The sequence below is a fragment of the Rhodopseudomonas sp. genome (genome assembly GCF_048594845.1).
GTDB lineage: Bacteria > Pseudomonadota > Alphaproteobacteria > Rhizobiales > Xanthobacteraceae > Rhodopseudomonas.
Genome location: NZ_JBMDXE010000321.1, coordinates 1 through 16,163 on the forward strand (window position 1 = coordinate 1; position 16,163 = coordinate 16,163).

The 16,163-nt window shown below is 65.2% G+C and carries 16 protein-coding genes; 15 read left to right on the forward strand and 1 reads right to left on the reverse strand.

What is annotated here, in order from left to right; genetic code table 11:
- Positions 1–137: 137 nt before the first annotated feature.
- The 13 genes from nuoN to ACOJTD_RS21495 all read left to right on the forward strand — a co-directional run bounded on the left by nuoN (position 138) and on the right by ACOJTD_RS21495 (position 13,655).
- Complete coding sequence (nuoN, locus tag ACOJTD_RS21435) at positions 138–1,574, forward strand: NADH-quinone oxidoreductase subunit NuoN (RefSeq protein ID WP_420134881.1); 1,437 nt, start codon at positions 138–140, stop codon at positions 1,572–1,574.
- A 1-nt stretch (position 1,575) separates the two neighbouring features.
- Complete coding sequence (locus ACOJTD_RS21440; RefSeq protein ID WP_420134882.1) at positions 1,576–2,382, forward strand: biotin--[acetyl-CoA-carboxylase] ligase; 807 nt, start codon at positions 1,576–1,578, stop codon at positions 2,380–2,382.
- Positions 2,382–4,052, forward strand: coding sequence for a ribonuclease J (locus ACOJTD_RS21445; protein WP_420134883.1), 1,671 nt, complete (start codon positions 2,382–2,384; stop codon positions 4,050–4,052). The genes ACOJTD_RS21440 and ACOJTD_RS21445 overlap by 1 nt, the downstream gene beginning before the upstream one ends.
- A 192-nt stretch (positions 4,053–4,244) precedes the next feature.
- On the forward strand, positions 4,245–4,649 hold the full coding sequence (mce, locus tag ACOJTD_RS21450; RefSeq protein WP_420134884.1) for a methylmalonyl-CoA epimerase: 405 nt from the start codon (positions 4,245–4,247) through the stop codon (positions 4,647–4,649).
- A gap of 3 nt (positions 4,650–4,652) precedes the next feature.
- Entirely contained in the window at positions 4,653–4,937 is a 285-nt protein-coding gene (locus ACOJTD_RS21455) for a DUF1467 family protein (RefSeq protein ID WP_420134885.1), read from the forward strand.
- A 195-nt stretch (positions 4,938–5,132) separates the two neighbouring features.
- A complete protein-coding gene (locus ACOJTD_RS21460) occupies positions 5,133–6,449 on the forward strand; it encodes a nicotinate phosphoribosyltransferase (protein WP_420134886.1) in 1,317 nt (438 codons plus the stop codon).
- Positions 6,450–6,955: 506 nt separating this feature from the next.
- On the forward strand, positions 6,956–7,306 hold the full coding sequence (locus ACOJTD_RS21465) for a DUF2946 family protein (RefSeq protein ID WP_420134887.1): 351 nt from the start codon (positions 6,956–6,958) through the stop codon (positions 7,304–7,306).
- Positions 7,307–7,433: 127 nt separating this feature from the next.
- Entirely contained in the window at positions 7,434–7,973 is a 540-nt protein-coding gene (locus ACOJTD_RS21470) for a copper chaperone PCu(A)C (protein ID WP_420134888.1), read from the forward strand.
- The gene (locus ACOJTD_RS21475) at positions 7,973–8,500 is read left to right on the forward strand and encodes a YcnI family protein (protein ID WP_420134889.1); all 528 of its coding nucleotides are present in this window, start codon (positions 7,973–7,975) and stop codon (positions 8,498–8,500) included. Before ACOJTD_RS21470 ends, ACOJTD_RS21475 begins: the two co-directional genes overlap by 1 nt.
- Entirely contained in the window at positions 8,497–10,137 is a 1,641-nt protein-coding gene (locus ACOJTD_RS21480; RefSeq protein ID WP_420134890.1) for a copper resistance CopC/CopD family protein, read from the forward strand. Before ACOJTD_RS21475 ends, ACOJTD_RS21480 begins: the two co-directional genes overlap by 4 nt.
- A gap of 143 nt (positions 10,138–10,280) precedes the next feature.
- On the forward strand, positions 10,281–11,600 hold the full coding sequence (proS, locus tag ACOJTD_RS21485; protein ID WP_420134891.1) for a proline--tRNA ligase: 1,320 nt from the start codon (positions 10,281–10,283) through the stop codon (positions 11,598–11,600).
- Positions 11,601–11,653: 53 nt separating this feature from the next.
- Positions 11,654–12,934 carry a lipoprotein-releasing ABC transporter permease subunit gene (locus ACOJTD_RS21490; RefSeq protein WP_420134892.1) on the forward strand — a complete coding sequence of 427 codons (1,281 nt, stop codon included), beginning with the start codon at positions 11,654–11,656 and terminating at the stop codon, positions 12,932–12,934.
- Positions 12,935–12,956: 22 nt separating this feature from the next.
- Positions 12,957–13,655 carry an ABC transporter ATP-binding protein gene (locus ACOJTD_RS21495; RefSeq protein WP_420134896.1) on the forward strand — a complete coding sequence of 233 codons (699 nt, stop codon included), beginning with the start codon at positions 12,957–12,959 and terminating at the stop codon, positions 13,653–13,655.
- Between the two features lie 327 nt (positions 13,656–13,982).
- Here the strand turns inward: ACOJTD_RS21495 and ACOJTD_RS21500 are convergent, their stop codons facing one another.
- The gene (locus tag ACOJTD_RS21500) at positions 13,983–14,234 is read right to left on the reverse strand and encodes a DUF3551 domain-containing protein (protein ID WP_420134893.1); all 252 of its coding nucleotides are present in this window, start codon (positions 14,232–14,234) and stop codon (positions 13,983–13,985) included.
- Positions 14,235–14,571: 337 nt separating this feature from the next.
- Between ACOJTD_RS21500 and ACOJTD_RS21505 the strand changes: the two genes are divergently transcribed.
- Together ACOJTD_RS21505 and ACOJTD_RS21510 are read left to right on the forward strand one after the other, a co-directional pair.
- Positions 14,572–15,711, forward strand: coding sequence for an acyl-CoA dehydrogenase family protein (locus tag ACOJTD_RS21505; protein WP_420134894.1), 1,140 nt, complete (start codon positions 14,572–14,574; stop codon positions 15,709–15,711).
- Between the two features lie 20 nt (positions 15,712–15,731).
- A partial coding sequence (locus ACOJTD_RS21510) for an LLM class flavin-dependent oxidoreductase (RefSeq protein WP_420134895.1) occupies positions 15,732–16,163 on the forward strand: 432 nt, incomplete at its 3' end.

Here is a 16,163-nt window from a genome sequence, read left to right on the forward strand (position 1 = left end):
CATCCTGTTCGGCTTCTACCCGAAGCCGATCCTCGACATGTCGGCCGCTTCGGTCCAGCACCTCGTCAACCAATACGCCGCCGTCGCGACTGCCGTGAAGGCAGCTGCGCTCCCATAACCGGCAAGGACTGCACGCTATGAATATGGATATCGCCGGTTATTCGCTGGTTCCGATCCTGCCGGAAATCGTCTTGGTGGTCGGCGCGATGCTGCTGCTGATGCTGGGCGCCTATCGCGGCCCGCGCACCACCGGCCTCGTCGCGACGCTCGCCGTGGTGCTGCTGATCGTGGTCGGCGCAATGGTGGTGATGCTGCCGGCCGGCAAGTTGGTCACCTTCGGCGGCAGCTTCATCGTCGACGACTTCGCCCGCTTCCTGAAAGTGCTGGCGCTGATCGGCTCGGCGGTGACGCTGATCCTGTCGGCCGAGAACCTGGCCAATCCGTCGAAGCGGATGTTCGAATACGCCATCCTGGTGCTGCTGTCGTCGGCCGGCATGATGCTGCTGATCTCGGCCGGCGACCTGATCATGCTGTATCTTGGCCTCGAACTGATGAGCCTCGCGCTCTACGTCGTCGCCGCCAGCAACCGCGAGGACGCCAAGTCCAACGAAGCCGGCATGAAGTATTTCATCCTCGGCGCGCTGTCGTCCGGCATGCTGCTGTACGGCGCCTCGCTGATCTACGGCTTCACCGGCACCGTGCAATTCTCGGGTATCGCCGTCGCGGCCAAGGACGGCAATATCGGCTTGGTGTTCGGTCTCGTCTTCCTGCTCGCGGCGCTGTGCTTCAAGGTCTCGGCCGTGCCGTTCCACATGTGGACGCCGGACGTGTACGAGGGCGCGCCGACCCCGGTCACCGCGTTCTTCGCGTCGGCCCCGAAGGTCGCCGGCCTGGCGATCTTCACCCGCGTGACGCTGACGGCGTTCCCCGGCATCGTGCCGCAGTGGCAGCAGATCGTGGTGTTCGTAGCGATTGCCTCGATGGCGCTCGGCTCGTTCGCGGCGATCGGCCAGAAGAACATCAAGCGCCTGATGGCCTATTCGGCGATCGGCCATATCGGCTTCGCGCTGGTCGGCCTGTCGGCCGGCACCGTCGAAGGCGCGCAGGGCGTGATCGTCTACATCTCGATCTACGTGGCGATGACCCTGGGCGCGTTCGCCGTGGTGCTGTCGATGCGCCGCAACGGCCTGCATGTCGAGAACATCAGCGATTTCGCCGGCCTGTCGCGCACCAATCCAGCGCTCGCGTTCTTCTTCGCGATGCTGCTGTTCTCGATGGCCGGCATTCCGCCGCTCGCCGGCTTCTTCGCCAAGTTCTACGTGTTCATGGCGGCCATCAAGGCCGGCTTGTTCGCGCTGGCGGTGATCGGCGTCGTGACCAGCGTGATCGGCGCCTACTACTATCTGGCGATCATCAAGGTGATGTATTTCGACGAGCCGGCGCCGGGCATCGACCGGGTGCGCCCGGAACTGCGCGGCGTGCTGGCGGTCGCTGGCCTTTTCAACCTGCTGTTCTTCATCTATCCGGCGCCGCTGGTGAATGCGGCCACCGCGGCAGCAAAGTCGCTGTTCTAGGATGGCGTTGCGCCTCGGGTCGAAGGCCGAAGCGGCGGGCTACAAGCTCGCCGCTTTCGACTCCATCGGCTCCACCAACACCGAGGCATTGGCGCAGGCGCGGGCCGGGGAGAGCGGCCCGATCTGGTTCGTCACCACCGAGCAGACGTCAGGCCGCGGCCGTCGCCAGCGCGCCTGGATTGCCCCGCGGGGCAATCTCGCCGCCTCCGTGCTCGAGGTCATGAGGGTGTCGCCGAGTGTCGCGGCGACGCTCAGCTTTGCCGCCGGGCTGGCGCTCGAGCGCGCGCTACAGCAGGTCAGCTTTGAGGCTCGGGCGCGCGGAGGCGCCTCTGCCGGGTTCTATCTGAAATGGCCGAACGACGTGCTGGCCGACGGCAAGAAGCTCACCGGCATTCTGCTCGAGGCGGAAAACGTCGGCGCCGACCGGCTTGCCGTGGTGGTCGGCATGGGGACTAACGTGGTCGCCGCGCCGGACGATACGCCGTATCCTGCCGCGTCGCTGCACAGCCTCGGCATCCAGGTCAGCGCCGAAGATCTGTTCGCGGCGCTGTCCGACGCCTGGATGGAGATCCGCGGGACCTGGGACGAGGGCCGGGGCTTCGGCGAGATCCGCAAGCAGTGGCTGGCACGGGCGACCCGGCTCGGTGAGCCGGTCTCGATCCAGTCCGGTTCGACCACCATCGAAGGCATTTTCGAAACCATCGACGACACCGGCTGCCTCATCGTTCGCACCGCCGACGGAAGGAGGGTACCGATCTCCGCCGGGGACGTGTATTTCCGCTCGGCTGCGTCATCAGGAGCCGCGTAATGGCACGACCCGACGAACTCTTTTTCGCACCGCTGGGCGGCGTCGGCGAGATCGGCATGAACCTGTCGATCTACGGCCTTGGTAATCGCGCTCAGCGCAGCTGGCTCGCAGTCGACCTCGGCGTGTCGTTCGGCGACGAGGAGCATCTGCCCGGCATCGATCTGATCATGCCGGACATCCGCTTCCTCGAGAAAGAAAAGAAGAACCTCGTCGGCATCGTGCTGACCCACGCCCACGAGGATCATTTCGGCGCGATCATCGATTTGTGGCCGAAGCTGAAATGCCCGATCTACGCCACCAAGTTCAGCGCCTCGCTATTCGCCGCCAAGCTCGCGGCCGAACGCACCACGCTGAAGATCCCGATCACCGAGGTGCCGTCCGGCGGCACGATCGATCTCGGGCCGTTCAGCGTCGAATTCATTCCGGTCGCCCACTCGATCCCGGAAAGCCACGCGCTGGCAATCCGCACGTCGGTCGGCACCGTGCTGCACACCGGCGACTGGAAGATCGATCCGACGCCGGTCGTCGGGCCGCCCACCGACGAGAAGCGGCTGCGCGAACTCGGCGACGAGGGCGTGCTGGCGCTGATCGGTGATAGCACCAACGCGGTGCGTGATGGCCGGTCGCCTTCGGAATCCGAAGTTGGTGTCTCGCTCACCGGCTTGATCAAATCCGCCAAGGGCCGCGTTGCCGTCACGACATTCGCGTCCAACGTCGGCCGCATCCGCGCCGTCGCCGATGCCGCGAAGGCGGCTGGCCGCGAGGTGGTGCTGGTCGGCCGGGCGATGGACCGCGTCTCGAACGTCGCCCGCGAGTGCGGCTATCTCGACGGCGTGCCGAGTTTCCGCGGGCCGGAGTACTATGGGCATTTCCCGCCGGACAAGGTGCTGGCGCTGTGCACCGGCAGCCAGGGCGAGCCGCGCGCCGCGCTGGCCCGGATCGCGCGCGACGATCATCCGGAAGTCACTCTGAACAAGGGCGATTGCGTGATCTTCTCGTCGCGCACCATCCCGGGCAACGAGAAGGCGGTCGGCAGCATCATCAACGGCCTGGTCAATCAGGGCATCGAGGTGATCACCGATCGCGATCACCTCGTGCACGTCTCCGGCCATCCGCGGCGCGACGAACTGCGCGAGATGATCTCCTGGGTACGGCCGCAGCTGCTGATCCCGGTGCATGGCGAAGCGCTGCATCTCAACGAGCACGCCAAGCTCGCGCGGCAGATGGGCGTGCCGAAGGTGATGACCTGTCGCAACGGCGATATGATCCGGCTCGGCCCGGGCGATCCCGCGATCATCGAGCAATTGCCGGCCGGCCGTCTCTACAAGGACGGCAGCATCCTCGAAGAGGAGAAATCGCGCGCCGTCGTCGAACGCCGCAAGCTGGCGTTCGCCGGCTGCGCCGTGGTGGCGCTGGCGATGACCGAGGCGGGCGAACTGGTCGATGATCCGGAAGTCGAGCTGATCGGTGTGCCGGAGAACAACAGTGGCGGGGAGCCGCTCGACGATATCGTGTTCGACGCTGTGGTCGCGACGGTCGAAGGCCTGCCGCGAGCCAAGCGGCGGGATGCGGACGCCGTCGCGGAATCCGTCCGTCGCACCGTGCGCTCGGTCATCCAGCAGCATTGGGGCAAGAAACCGCTCTGCGTCGTTCACGTGCTGACGGCGTAGCTTGCCGTCAGGGCAGGGTGAGCCCGGCCCTGAGGAGCTGGGAGGTTGCGTTTTCCGCACTGCGGCACCGCTGCGGCCGCCGATTACGCGACAAAATAAGGGCTGGAGTTTCGGGGCTGTTTCGCTCAGAACCGAAGCCTGACAACGCGACAAGAAACCTCAACGACAAGAAACAACGACGGAGACGGTGTGATGCTCGGGCGGCTCAATCACGTGGCGATTGCGGTGAAGGATGCGGTTTCGGCCGCCAAGATCTACGGCAGCGCCTTTCAGGCCGAGATTTCCGATGCGGTGCCGCTGCCGGAGCACGGCGTGATCACCGTGTTCGTGACGCTGCCGAACACCAAGATCGAATTCATTCAGCCGCTCGGCGAAACTTCGCCGATCGCCAAGTTTCTCGATCGCAACGCCGACGGCGGCATTCATCACGTCTGCTACGAAGTGCCGGATATCATCGCGGCGCGCGACACGCTGGTCAAAGAGGGCGCGCGCGTCCTCGGCGACGGCCAGCCGAAGATCGGCGCCCACGGCAAGCCGGTGCTGTTCCTGCACCCGAAGGACTTCTCGGGCGCGCTGGTCGAGATCGAGCAGTCTTAAGTCATGATCAGCCAGATCGGCAGCCTGCTGGCGATCTACTTCGTGCTGTGGTGGGTCGTGCTGTTCGTCGCCCTGCCGTTCGGCGTCCGCAATCGCGCGGAGGCCGGGCACAGCAGCGACGAGATCGACGGCACCGATCCGGGTGCGCCAGTCGCGGCGCTGATGGTCCGCAAGGCGTTGTGGACCACGTTGATCTCGGCGGTGATCTTCGCGGTCGCGCTCTACGCCTATCGGGCTGGCTGGCTCGGCATCGATCGGATCGTCAAGCTGATGGGCATCCCGCTCTAGGGCGGTCCGTTTCATGAAAAGGCTTGGCGATCGATCGCACTTACTGATGACGGCCTGAATCTCCAACTCACCGACGAGTTTGCAATCTGTGAGATGCAAACTCGAGAGTGATCCTCGACCAGGGAGCGGATCGATCGGGGTGGCTCGATCTGCGCGATGCGGCACCGCCAGCCCCGAACTTCAAGGGCTTCCCGTATGAGCTTCACCGATATCGCCACCAGGGTCCACAACCACAACTACCGGATGGACCCGGTCGTCCGCACGCTGCTCGACACAGATTTCTACAAGCTGCTGATGCTGCAGCTCATCTGGATGAAGCATCGCGACACCCCGGTGACTTTCGGCGTGATCAACCGCACCAAGTCGGTGCGGATCGCCGACGAGATCGACATCGGCGAATTGCGGGCGCAGCTCGATCACGCGCGAACGCTGCGGCTGTCGAAGCGCGAGATGATCTGGCTCGCCGGCAACACGTTCTACGGCAAGAAACAGATCTTCCGGCCGGAGTTTCTGTCCTGGCTCGAGACCTTCGCGCTGCCGGACTATGAAGTCGAAGTCCGCGATGGGCAGTACGAGTTGCGGTTCGCCGGGCCGTGGCCGCTGACCACGATGTGGGAAATTCCCGCGCTGTCGATCATCAACGAACTGCGCGCCCGCAAGGCGATGCGCAATATGGGCCGCTTCGAACTCGACGTGTTGTATGCGCGGGCCAAGGCCAAGCTCTGGGGCAAGGTCGAGCGGCTGCAGGCGTTGAGAACGTCGGGACGGCTGAAGATCGGCGATTTCGGCACTCGCCGCCGGCACGGCTATCTGTGGCAGAGGTGGTGCTGCGAAGCCCTGCAGGAGGGCATCGGCGACGCGTTCATCGGAACCAGCAACGTGCACGTCGCGATGGAGATCGGCTCCGAGGCGATCGGCACCAACGCGCATGAACTGTCGATGGTCTATGCGGCGCTCGCCGGCGATGACGACGAACTCGTTGCGGCGTCGCGCTACGCGGTGCTCGACGACTGGCGGCACCTGTACGACGGCAACCTTCTGGTGATCCTGCCGGACACCTACGGGACCACCTCGTTCCTGCGCAACGCGCCGGACTGGGTCGCGGATTGGACCGGAGCGCGTCCGGACAGCAAGCCGCCGATTGAAGGCGGCGACGAACTTATCGAGTGGTGGCGGGCGAACGGTCGGGACCCGAAGGAGAAGCTGCTGATCCTCTCCGACGGCATGGACATCGATTCGATCGAGCATTCGTTCTGGCACTTCAAGGATCGCGTACGCGTCAGCTACGGCTGGGGCACCAACCTCACCAACGATTTCCGCGGCTGCGCGCCGAACGGGGGCAATGCCCTCGATCCGGTGTCGTTGGTCTGCAAGGTGGTCGAGGCCGCGGGACGGCCGGCCGTGAAGCTATCCGACAATCCCACCAAGGCCACGGGTCCCGAAGTGGATCTGCGGCGCTATCTGAGAATCTTCGGCACCGAAGGCATGACCGATCACTCCGTCATGGTGTGAACGAGTCGAATCGCCGCTTCGACAGTGCGCTAAACGCGGGCAGGCGAGTGGCGGCCCGATCTGCCGAATGAGTGACTGAGAAGAGCGGCGCTGAAGTGCCGGCACAAAAGAAAAAGCAGGGCGGGTGCCCTGCTGAAAACCTTGTCGACCCTAATATTTTCCCGAATGTTTTGAATTTTTTGTTCTGGTTTGACGGGCGACGCTACATTGTTGCGCGTCAGGGTTCCTCCCGAGACTTGGACCACCAGACTTTCGCCCTACAGCTAAGCCTGTTGTCATATTGGTAGCCGAAGTTTTTTGACTTGTCACCATTTACGGCAACGAATGTTCAAATTTAAGGCGGCGGGCGAAATGAACGGAAACTCGCAACTTGCACGCAATTGGCGGGAGCAACTGACGCCTTGCCACTCGCGGGCGGCGATGTCGGCCGCAATCGACAGCGGTAAAACTGCATGTTATTGCGCCATCATGGAGGACAGGCCGCGATGCGCCGATGTCTGAAACGTATGATTCCGATCTTCGCGGTCGCGCTGCTGGTGCAGCTGCTGTCGCCGATCGGAGCCATCCGTTTCGTTGCCTCCGCTGCCGCCGATCCGTTTGCTGCCGTCCACCTCTGCTCTGCGATGGCCTCCGAGCAGGACGGGGCGCCTGCCACAGGTTTGCCGCATGACGGCGGCTGCTGCGCGATCTGCGCTGTCGGCATCGGCGGTGCTGCGCCTCCTGCCCAAACAGCGCGGCCGTTCGTTACCCTTGAACGCAGCCATTATCGGCTGACGTGGCCGCATCGTCAGGCTACGCCTTCGATGCGACGCCTCAGCGCCAGTACGCAGGCCCGCGCACCGCCCACGGCGGCCTGACGTCACGCGCCTGCAGCCTCCGCGCTGCATCCTTTCACGACGATTCACGAGACCGAGCCGGCGACGCACGCATCCAGCGTCTCGTCGGCTCCCGTCGATCCTTTCAACAACCTCATCGAGGACTCCCATGACCAAACTTATCCGCGCCTTCGCGTCCGCTGCCGTCATCGGCCTGCTGTCCAGCGCCGCCGTGCAGGCGGCCGAAGTCAAGGCCGGCGACCTGGTGATCGACCAGGCCTGGAGCCGTGCAACGCCGGGCGGCGCCAAGGTCGCCGGCGGCTATCTGACCATCGAGAACAAGGGCACCACCGCCGACCGTTTGTTGTCCGGCACCGCCGACGTGTCCGGCAAGGTCGATATCCATGAGATGTCGATGGACGGCGGCGTGATGAAGATGCGGATGCTCGAGAAGGGGCTTCCGATCGAACCGGGCAAGACTGTCAAGCTCGCGCCGGGCGGCTATCACATCATGTTCCAGGAGCTGAAGTCGCCGCTGAAGGAAGGCGACAAGGTGCCGGTGACGCTGCAGTTCGAGAAGGCGGGCAAGGTGCAGGTGACGTTCGACGTCCAGGGCGTCGGCGCCAAGGCGCCGGGCGATGCCGGCGGCAGCATGATGAAGATGGATCACGGCACGATGGACCACAGCGGCCATGGGATGAAGAAGTGATGCGCGCGCCGTTTGCATACGGAGCGGCGGCCTGCGTGGCCGCTGCGCTCGGCGCCGGTCCGGCGCTGGCGCATGTCACGCTGCAGCCGAACGAGGCCGTCGCGGGCAATTACTTCCAGACTGCGCTCAGCGTGCCGCATGGCTGCGACGGCACAGGCACAATCGCAATCCGGATCAAGATCCCGGACGGCGTGCTGTTGGTGAAGCCGCAGATGAAGCCGGGCTGGACCGTCGACATCAAGACCCGCAAGATCGAAGGCGAGCAGCCGAAGCTGCACGGCAAGACCATCACCGAGACAGTCGACGAAGTGTCTTGGCGCGGCGGGCCGTTGCCCGACAACCTCTACGACACCTTCGGCCTGGTGATGAAGCTGCCTGATGCGGCCGGCAAGACGTTGTACTTCCCGGTCGTGCAGGAATGCGAGAAGGGCGTGCATCGCTGGATCGAACAGCCGGCCGGCGGGCAGGGCGGCGAAGGCCTCAAAGAGCCGGCGCCGGGGCTGCGGCTCAAGCCGAAGGCGCCGTGACAGCGTCCGTAGCCGACGACAAACCAGTGATCGGGCGGCTCGCCCGATCGCGTCCATCTGGCTGGCTGAGCTGGCTGGCGACGCTCGTCATCGTCATGCTGCTACCAGCGCTCGCACACGCTCATGCCAGCCTCATCACTAGCGATCCGGGTGCGGAGGCGGTTCTGACGACTGCGCCGGCGATGCTGACGCTGACCTTTAACGAGCCGGTCGAACCGCTGGCGCTGCATCTGATCGACGCCAAAGGCGGATCGCAGACCATCACCGACGTCGCCCGGGAGGGCGCCAGTCTGCGCTTTGCGCCACCCGCTGCGCTCGCGCCGGGCGGCCATGTGCTGAGCTGGCGAGTGATCTCGGCGGACGGTCACCCGATCGGCGGCTCGCTGACGTTCTGGATCGGTGCGCCGGGCTCGGCGCTGCCGGCGATCGTGGTGCCGGACGATCCGGTGCGCCGTGCAGTAATCTGGGCGACGCGGGTCGCCGTCGAACTCTCGCTGTTCATCGCGGTCGGCGTCACCGTGTTTCTGGCCTGGATCTCGGCGGCACCGCTCGCTGGCGCGAGGCCCGTGACCGCGAGTCTTGCGCTGGTTGGTCTTGGCGTGCTGATAGGATCGGTCGGATTGCAGGGGCTCGATGCGCTCGACCTGCCGCTGCGCCGGATCGGCGACGTCGCCGCGTGGCGCGCCGGCGGGGCGGGGTCGTTCGGCGATGCCGCAACGCTGGCGGGCCTTGCCTTCGTGCTGGCGCTTGCAGCGCTGCGCTGGCGCGGCTGGAACGCGCGATGGCTGTCGCTTGGTGCAGTCGTGAGCTTGGGCACCGCGTTCGCGGTCAGTGGCCATGCGGCGACGGCCGAGCCGCGGACGCTCGCTAGCACTGCGGTGTGGGTGCATGCCGTCAGCCTGGCACTGTGGATCGGCGCCTTAGTGCCGCTCGCGATGGCCGTCGGTCAGCGCGATGCGGCACCAACGATCTTGCGACGGTTCTCGCGGGCTATCCCTATGGCTGTCGTGGCGCTGCTGATCAGCGGCGTCGCTTTGGCCGCGATCGAACTCGGCCGGATCGGCGCGCTGTGGCAGAGCGATTACGGCCGGGTGCTGATTGCCAAACTGGCTCTGGTCGTGGTGCTGCTCGGGCTGGCGCTGTGGAACCGCGCAAGAGTGACGCCGCTCCTGCTCGCCGGCGATTTGTCGGCCGTGCGAACGATCCGCGTGAGCATCGCGGCGGAGCTGGTGCTTGTTGTGGCAATCCTGGGGCTGGTCGGTCTGTGGCGCTTCACGCCACCGCCTCGCAACTCGCCGCCCAGCGCCGCCGTGACCGACAGTGTATTTGTGCACATCCACGGTACGCGGGCGATGGCCGGCGTGACTCTGACCCCCGACCGCGCCGGGCCGGTCGAGTTTACCATCGCGTTGCAGACGCCCGACGAGGCGCCGCTGTCCGCGCAGGGCGTGACGGTGACGCTGGCCAACCCAGTTGCTGGGGTCGAGCCGGCCAGTGTCGAGGCGCAGCGTCAATCGGACGGGTCTTGGCGGGGGCGGATGTCCGCGCCGCTGCCGGGCAGCTGGACCCTGACCCTCGGCATCCTGATTTCCGATTTCGAGAAAGTCACTATCGAGGCGCCGGTCGTGATCCGATAGGTGGGTGCCCGCCGCGCGTGGGGCATGCTAAGAGCAGCAGCCCGCGGTTTCATAAAGTTGCGTACGGCCGCCCTTGTGTTTTGCGGCCCGATCCGGTTTCACTGGCGCCACATCCAGCTTCCCCTGATTCTCGAGCAAATCCCATGCGTTTGTCGCGTTACGTCCTGCCGATCCTGAAGGAAAATCCGAAGGAGGCCGAGATCGTCTCGCACCGGCTGATGCTGCGCGCCGGCATGCTGCGGCAGGAAGCCGCCGGCATCTACGCTTGGCTGCCGCTCGGCCATCGGGTGCTCAAGAAGATCGAACAGATCGTCCGCGAGGAGCAGAACCGCGCCGGCGCCATCGAGCTTTTGATGCCGACGCTGCAGCTCGCCGACCTGTGGCGCGAGAGCGGCCGTTACGATGCCTACGGTCCGGAGATGCTGCGCATCGCCGACCGGCATAAGCGCGAGCTGCTGTACGGCCCGACCAACGAGGAAATGATCACCGAGATCTTCCGGGCCTACGTGAAGTCCTACAAGAGCCTGCCGCTGAATCTCTATCATATTCAATGGAAATTCCGCGACGAGCAGCGCCCGCGTTTCGGCGTGATGCGCGGTCGCGAATTCCTGATGAAGGATGCGTATTCCTTCGACGTGGACGAGGCGGCGGCGCGCAAGTCCTACAACAAGATGTTCGTCGCTTACTTGCGGACCTTCGCCCGAATGGGCCTGAAGGCGATCCCGATGCGCGCCGAGACCGGCCCGATCGGCGGCGATCTCAGCCACGAATTCATCGTGCTGGCCGAGACCGGCGAGTCCGGCGTGTATTGCGACAAGGACGTCCTGAACCTGCCGGTGCCGGACGAGAATGTCGACTACGACGGCGACCTGACTCCGATCATCAAGCAGTGGACCTCGGTCTATGCGGCGACCGAAGACGTCCACGAGGCGGCGCGCTACGAGAGCGAAGTGCCCCAGGCCAACCGGCTGCAGACCCGTGGCATCGAGGTCGGCCAGATCTTCTACTTCGGCACTAAATATTCCGAGTCGATGAAGGCCAACGTGGCCGGCCCGGACGGCACCGACACGCCGATCCACGGCGGCTCCTACGGCGTCGGCGTGTCGCGCTTGCTCGGCGCGATCATCGAGGCCTGCCACGACGACAACGGCATCATCTGGCCGGAAGAGGTGGCGCCGTTCCGCGTCACCATCCTGAACCTGAAGCAGGGCGATGCGGCGACCGACGCGGCCTGCGAGCAGCTCTACAAGGAACTGACCGCAAAGGGCGTCGACGTGCTGTACGACGACACGGACCAGCGCGCCGGCGCCAAGTTCGCGACCGCGGACCTGATCGGCATTCCGTGGCAGGTGCATGTCGGCCCGCGCGGGCTCGCCGAAGGCAAGATCGAACTGAAGCGGCGCAGTGACGGATCGAAAGAGTCGATCGCGCTGGCGGAGGCTGCGGCGCGATTGGCGCCGTAAAAATCAACTGGCGGCTCGGCTGAAATTAGCCCGAATCGTGTGAAATTCGGAGCATGGATCACAGCATGACTGAGCCAGTTCGAACTCCTCCCTTCGCGCCATTCGAGTGGCTCCTCTCCGGGCGTTACCTCCGTGCGCGCCGCCGTGAGGGATTCATCTCGGTGATCGCCGGATTCTCGTTCCTCGGCATCATGCTCGGCGTCGCGACGCTGATCATCGTGATGGCGGTGATGAACGGTTTCCGCAAGGAACTGCTCGACAAGATTCTCGGCCTCAACGGCCACCTGCTGGTGCAGCCGCTGGAAAGCCCGCTGACCGACTGGAAGGACGTCGCCGACCGCATCAGCGGCGTGTCGGGCATCAAGCTGGCCGCGCCGGTGGTCGACGGCCAGGCGCTGGCGTCGTCGCCGGTCAACGCGTCGGGCGTCTTCGTGCGTGGCATCCGCGCCGATGATCTCAACAACCTGTCGTCGATCGCCAACCATATCAAGCAGGGCTCGCTCGAAGGCTTCGACGAGGGCCAGGGCGTCGCGATCGGCCGCCGGCTCGCCGATCAGCTGTCGCTGCATGCCGGTGACAGCATCACTCTGGTTGCGCCGCGCGGTGCCGTCACGCCGATGGGCACCACGCCGCGGATCAAGCCCTACAAGGTCGCGGCGGTGTTCGAGATCGGCATGTCGGAATACGACTCGACCTTCGTGTTCATGCCGCTGAAGGAGGCGCAGGCCTACTTCAACCGCAACAACGACGTCACCGCGATCGAGGTCTACACCACGAATCCGGACAAGATCGACGTCTTCCGCAAGGCGGTGACCGAAGCGGCCGGGCGCCCGGTGTTCCTGGTCGACTGGCGGCAGCGCAACTCGACCTTCTTCAACGCGCTGCAGGTCGAGCGCAACGTGATGTTCCTGATCCTGACGCTGATCGTGCTGGTGGCGGCGCTCAACATCGTCTCCGGCCTGATCATGCTGGTGAAAGACAAGGGCAGCGACATCGCCATTCTGCGCACGATGGGCGCGACGCAGGGCTCGATCATGCGGGTGTTCCTGATCACTGGCGCGGCGATTGGCGTGGTCGGCACGTTGACCGGCTTCGCGGTCGGCCTCCTGATCTGCATGAACATCGAGTCGATCCGGCAATTCCTGTCCTGGGTCACCAATACCGAGCTGTTCTCGCCGGAGCTGTACTTCCTGTCGAAGCTGCCCGCCGAGGTGGATTTCGCGGAGACCAGCGCGGTGGTGATCATGGCGCTGACGCTGTCGTTCCTGGCGACGCTGTATCCGTCGTGGCGCGCGGCGCGGCTCGATCCCGTGGATGCGCTCCGCTATGAGTGAGACGACGGACATGGGGCAGGATCTGGATCAGGGCGCGGAAGACATCCCGGTCGTGTATCTGCACGACATCAAGCGGCAATACGTTCAGGGCGAAGCGCAGCTGACGATCCTCAACGGCGCCAAGCTGGCGCTATGGGCCGGGCAGTCGGTCGCGCTGGTGGCGCCGTCCGGCTCCGGCAAGTCGACGCTGCTGCACATCGCGGGGCTGCTCGAGCATCCCGACGAGGGCGAGGTCTATGTCGGCGGCACCGCGACCTCGGCGCTGTCCGACGCCGAGCGCACCCAGATCCGCCGCACCGATATCGGCTTCGTCTACCAGTCGCACCGGCTGCTGCCGGAATTCACCGCGCTGGAAAACGTGATGATGCCGCAGATGATCCGCGGCCTGAAGCGCAGCGAAACCATCAGCCGCTCCAAGGAAATCCTGGCCTATCTCGGCCTCGGCGACCGCATCACCCATCGCCCCGCCGAGCTGTCCGGCGGTGAGCAGCAGCGCGTCGCGATTGCCCGCGCGGTCGCCAACGCGCCCCGCGTGCTGTTCGCCGACGAGCCGACCGGCAACCTCGATCCCCACACCGCCGACCATGTCTTCCAGGCGCTCATGCAGTTGGTGCGCGCCACCCAGGTGTCGATGCTGATTGCCACCCACAACATGGAACTCGCCGGCCGCATGGACCGCCGCGTGTCGCTGGAAGACGGCGTGGTGGTGGAGCTGGAGTAGGCGGCAGGGTCTGTCGTCACCGCCCGAGCAGTCGCTCGCTAAGTGGTACTCTTCGTCACGATCCGTCATGGCCGGGCTTGTCCCGGCCATCTACGTCTTTATCGAAGCACCTGCCGCAAGGCGTGGATGCCCGGGACAAGCCCGGGCATGACGTGGGGAGAGACGACGACCAAATTACGTGTCGTCATCACCCGCGAATGCGGGTGATCTAGTATCCCCAGCGGCTGTTACTTAACCGCGACGCTTTGGAATACTGGGTCGCCCGGTCAAGCCGGGTGATGACGTGGTTGGGTGGGGCGCAGCCCTCGCGCGATTTCGCTCCGCCGTTCAGCCCCGCTGCTGGTGGGAGCGTCGTGGCTTCTTGCGCGGCTCAGGCGCCTTGTACCACGGGTTGGTCATGCACTCCGCGGCGCGGCCGGAGGCCGACATCCGGCACTGCTGCATGGTGTCGTAGCTGCACTCGTCGTACCAGTCGTGATAGTTCAGATAGACCCGCAGGCAGACCGGATAGTCCCGGGCCTCGGCGGCCGAGGACAGGCCGATCGCGGCTAGCATCGTCAGCAGAAACAGGCTGCGCATGTTCGATCCTTTCTCGATGAGGCGGCGACAAGGCGGCGTCGGCCTGCTTTGAGTGCATTATATCACGGCAAGCTTTTCTATCATGCGAAGTCAAAGCGTCTCGTGACGACGGCCCGATCGAAACGGTTCTCTGTTTTGCCAATGACATTCGAAAATCCATTTCATTGACCTCGATCAAACCTGTCCGCATCATTCGCTGCATCAGCCGACCTCACTGACGCTGCATCATTGCAGCAAGGGCGGCCCTGATCTGATCACCAACACCGGGCGAACCGATCCCGGCTGCGCGGGGTTGCGCGGCCGAACGATCTCGGCTGCCCGCAGCGGGGGCACCGTGATGGACGCCGCAATCGGACCCCTTGATCATGCGCGTTTGCTTGTGGCCGAGTTTGCAGCGCGGGCCGCGGAACACGATCGCGACGCCAGCTTCCCGTTCGAGAATTTTGGCCGGCTGTCCGAGGCGGGACTGCTCGCGCTGCCGGTCGCGCGTGGCTTCGGCGGCCAGGGGGCCGGGGCGCTGGAACTGGTACGCGTGCTCGGACTCATCGCGCAGGGCGACGCCGCCACCGCACTGGTGCTGTCGATGCACTACATCCAGCACTATCTGCTGCAGCGCGACGACCGCTTTCCGCTGCATCTCGCACGGCGGCTGTCGGCCAAGTCGGTGCGCGGCGTGGCGCTGATCAACGCGCTGCGGGTCGAACCGGAGCTCGGGTCGCCCGCGCGCGGCGGACTACCCGCCACAACGGCGTCGCGGCAAGGCGACCACTGGCTCTTGTCGGGCCGGAAGATCTATTCCACCGGCGCGCCGATCCTGAAGTACTATCTCGTCTGGGCCAGGACCGACGAGCCCGAGCCACGCGTCGGCACGTTCCTGGTGCCGGCGGGACTGCCGGGCACGACGATCGTCGAGACCTGGGATCATCTCGGCCAGCGCGCCAGCGGCAGCCACGACATTGTCTTCGACCAGGTCCGCGTGGCGCTCGATCACGCGATCGACGTTCGCCCGCCGGCCGAATGGCAAACGCCGAACGCGGTGCAGAACGCCGTGCACAGCCTGTTCATCGCCGCGATCTACGACGGCGTCGCGCGCGCCGCGCGAAGCTGGCTGGTCGAGTTTCTGCAGCAGCGCAAACCGGCCAATCTCGGCGCCGCGCTGGCGACGTTGCCGCGCGCCCAGGAGGCGCTCGGCGACATCGAGGTCCGGCTCGCCGTGAACACACGGCTGATCGAAACCGCGGCCGCCGAGCAGGATCTCGGCGGCGTCGCGGTTTCCGACGCACACGCCGTCAAGCTGACGGTGACGACCAACGCTATCGAGGCGGTGCAGACCGCGCTGTCGCTGTCGAGCAATCACGGCCTGTCGCGCCGCAATCCGCTCGAGCGGCACTATCGCGACGTGTTGTGCGGCCGCGTCCACACCCCGCAGGACGACTCCATCAAGCTCGCCGCCGGCCGCGCCGCGCTCGGCATCTGACAACATCGCAAGGAGGACACATGGCTCTCGAATTCATCGGATTCATCGGCAACAACAATTCGTCGGAAACCATCGTGCGCTCAGGTCCGGTGCTCGATATCGATCATGTCGAAACCGTCGCCAAGGCGCACGAGAATGCCGGCTTCGACCGCGCGCTCCTGGCGTTTCACTCCGATCTGCCCGATCCGCTGCAGGTCGGTCAGCACATCGCCGGCGTCACCCAGCGGCTCAACGTGTTCATCGCACAGCGTCCCGGCTTCACCGCGCCGACGGTGTTCGCGCGGCAATTCGCGACGCTCGATCATCTCACCAAGGGCCGCATTTCGCTGAACGTGATCACCGGCGGCGATCACGCCGAGCTCGTCCACGACGGCAACACCGTGCCCGACAAGGACGAGCGTTATGCGCGGACCAGCGAATTTCTCGACATCGTGCGGGCGGAATGGAGCAGT

Bases quoted from the DNA above. Each gene is read 5' to 3' on its own strand.
- nuoN (WP_420134881.1), top strand. From the start codon at position 138: ATGAATATGGATATCGCCGGTTATTCGCTGGTTCCGATCCTGCCGGAA.
- ACOJTD_RS21440 (WP_420134882.1), top strand. From the start codon at position 1,576: ATGGCGTTGCGCCTCGGGTCGAAGGCCGAAGCGGCGGGCTACAAGCTC.
- ACOJTD_RS21445 (WP_420134883.1), top strand. From the start codon at position 2,382: ATGGCACGACCCGACGAACTCTTTTTCGCACCGCTGGGCGGCGTCGGC.
- mce (WP_420134884.1), top strand. From the start codon at position 4,245: ATGCTCGGGCGGCTCAATCACGTGGCGATTGCGGTGAAGGATGCGGTT.
- ACOJTD_RS21455 (WP_420134885.1), top strand. From the start codon at position 4,653: ATGATCAGCCAGATCGGCAGCCTGCTGGCGATCTACTTCGTGCTGTGG.
- ACOJTD_RS21460 (WP_420134886.1), top strand. From the start codon at position 5,133: ATGAGCTTCACCGATATCGCCACCAGGGTCCACAACCACAACTACCGG.
- ACOJTD_RS21465 (WP_420134887.1), top strand. From the start codon at position 6,956: ATGATTCCGATCTTCGCGGTCGCGCTGCTGGTGCAGCTGCTGTCGCCG.
- ACOJTD_RS21470 (WP_420134888.1), top strand. From the start codon at position 7,434: ATGACCAAACTTATCCGCGCCTTCGCGTCCGCTGCCGTCATCGGCCTG.
- ACOJTD_RS21475 (WP_420134889.1), top strand. From the start codon at position 7,973: ATGCGCGCGCCGTTTGCATACGGAGCGGCGGCCTGCGTGGCCGCTGCG.
- proS (WP_420134891.1), top strand. From the start codon at position 10,281: ATGCGTTTGTCGCGTTACGTCCTGCCGATCCTGAAGGAAAATCCGAAG.
- ACOJTD_RS21490 (WP_420134892.1), top strand. From the start codon at position 11,654: ATGGATCACAGCATGACTGAGCCAGTTCGAACTCCTCCCTTCGCGCCA.
- ACOJTD_RS21500 (WP_420134893.1), bottom strand. From the start codon at position 14,234: ATGCGCAGCCTGTTTCTGCTGACGATGCTAGCCGCGATCGGCCTGTCC.
- ACOJTD_RS21505 (WP_420134894.1), top strand. From the start codon at position 14,572: ATGGACGCCGCAATCGGACCCCTTGATCATGCGCGTTTGCTTGTGGCC.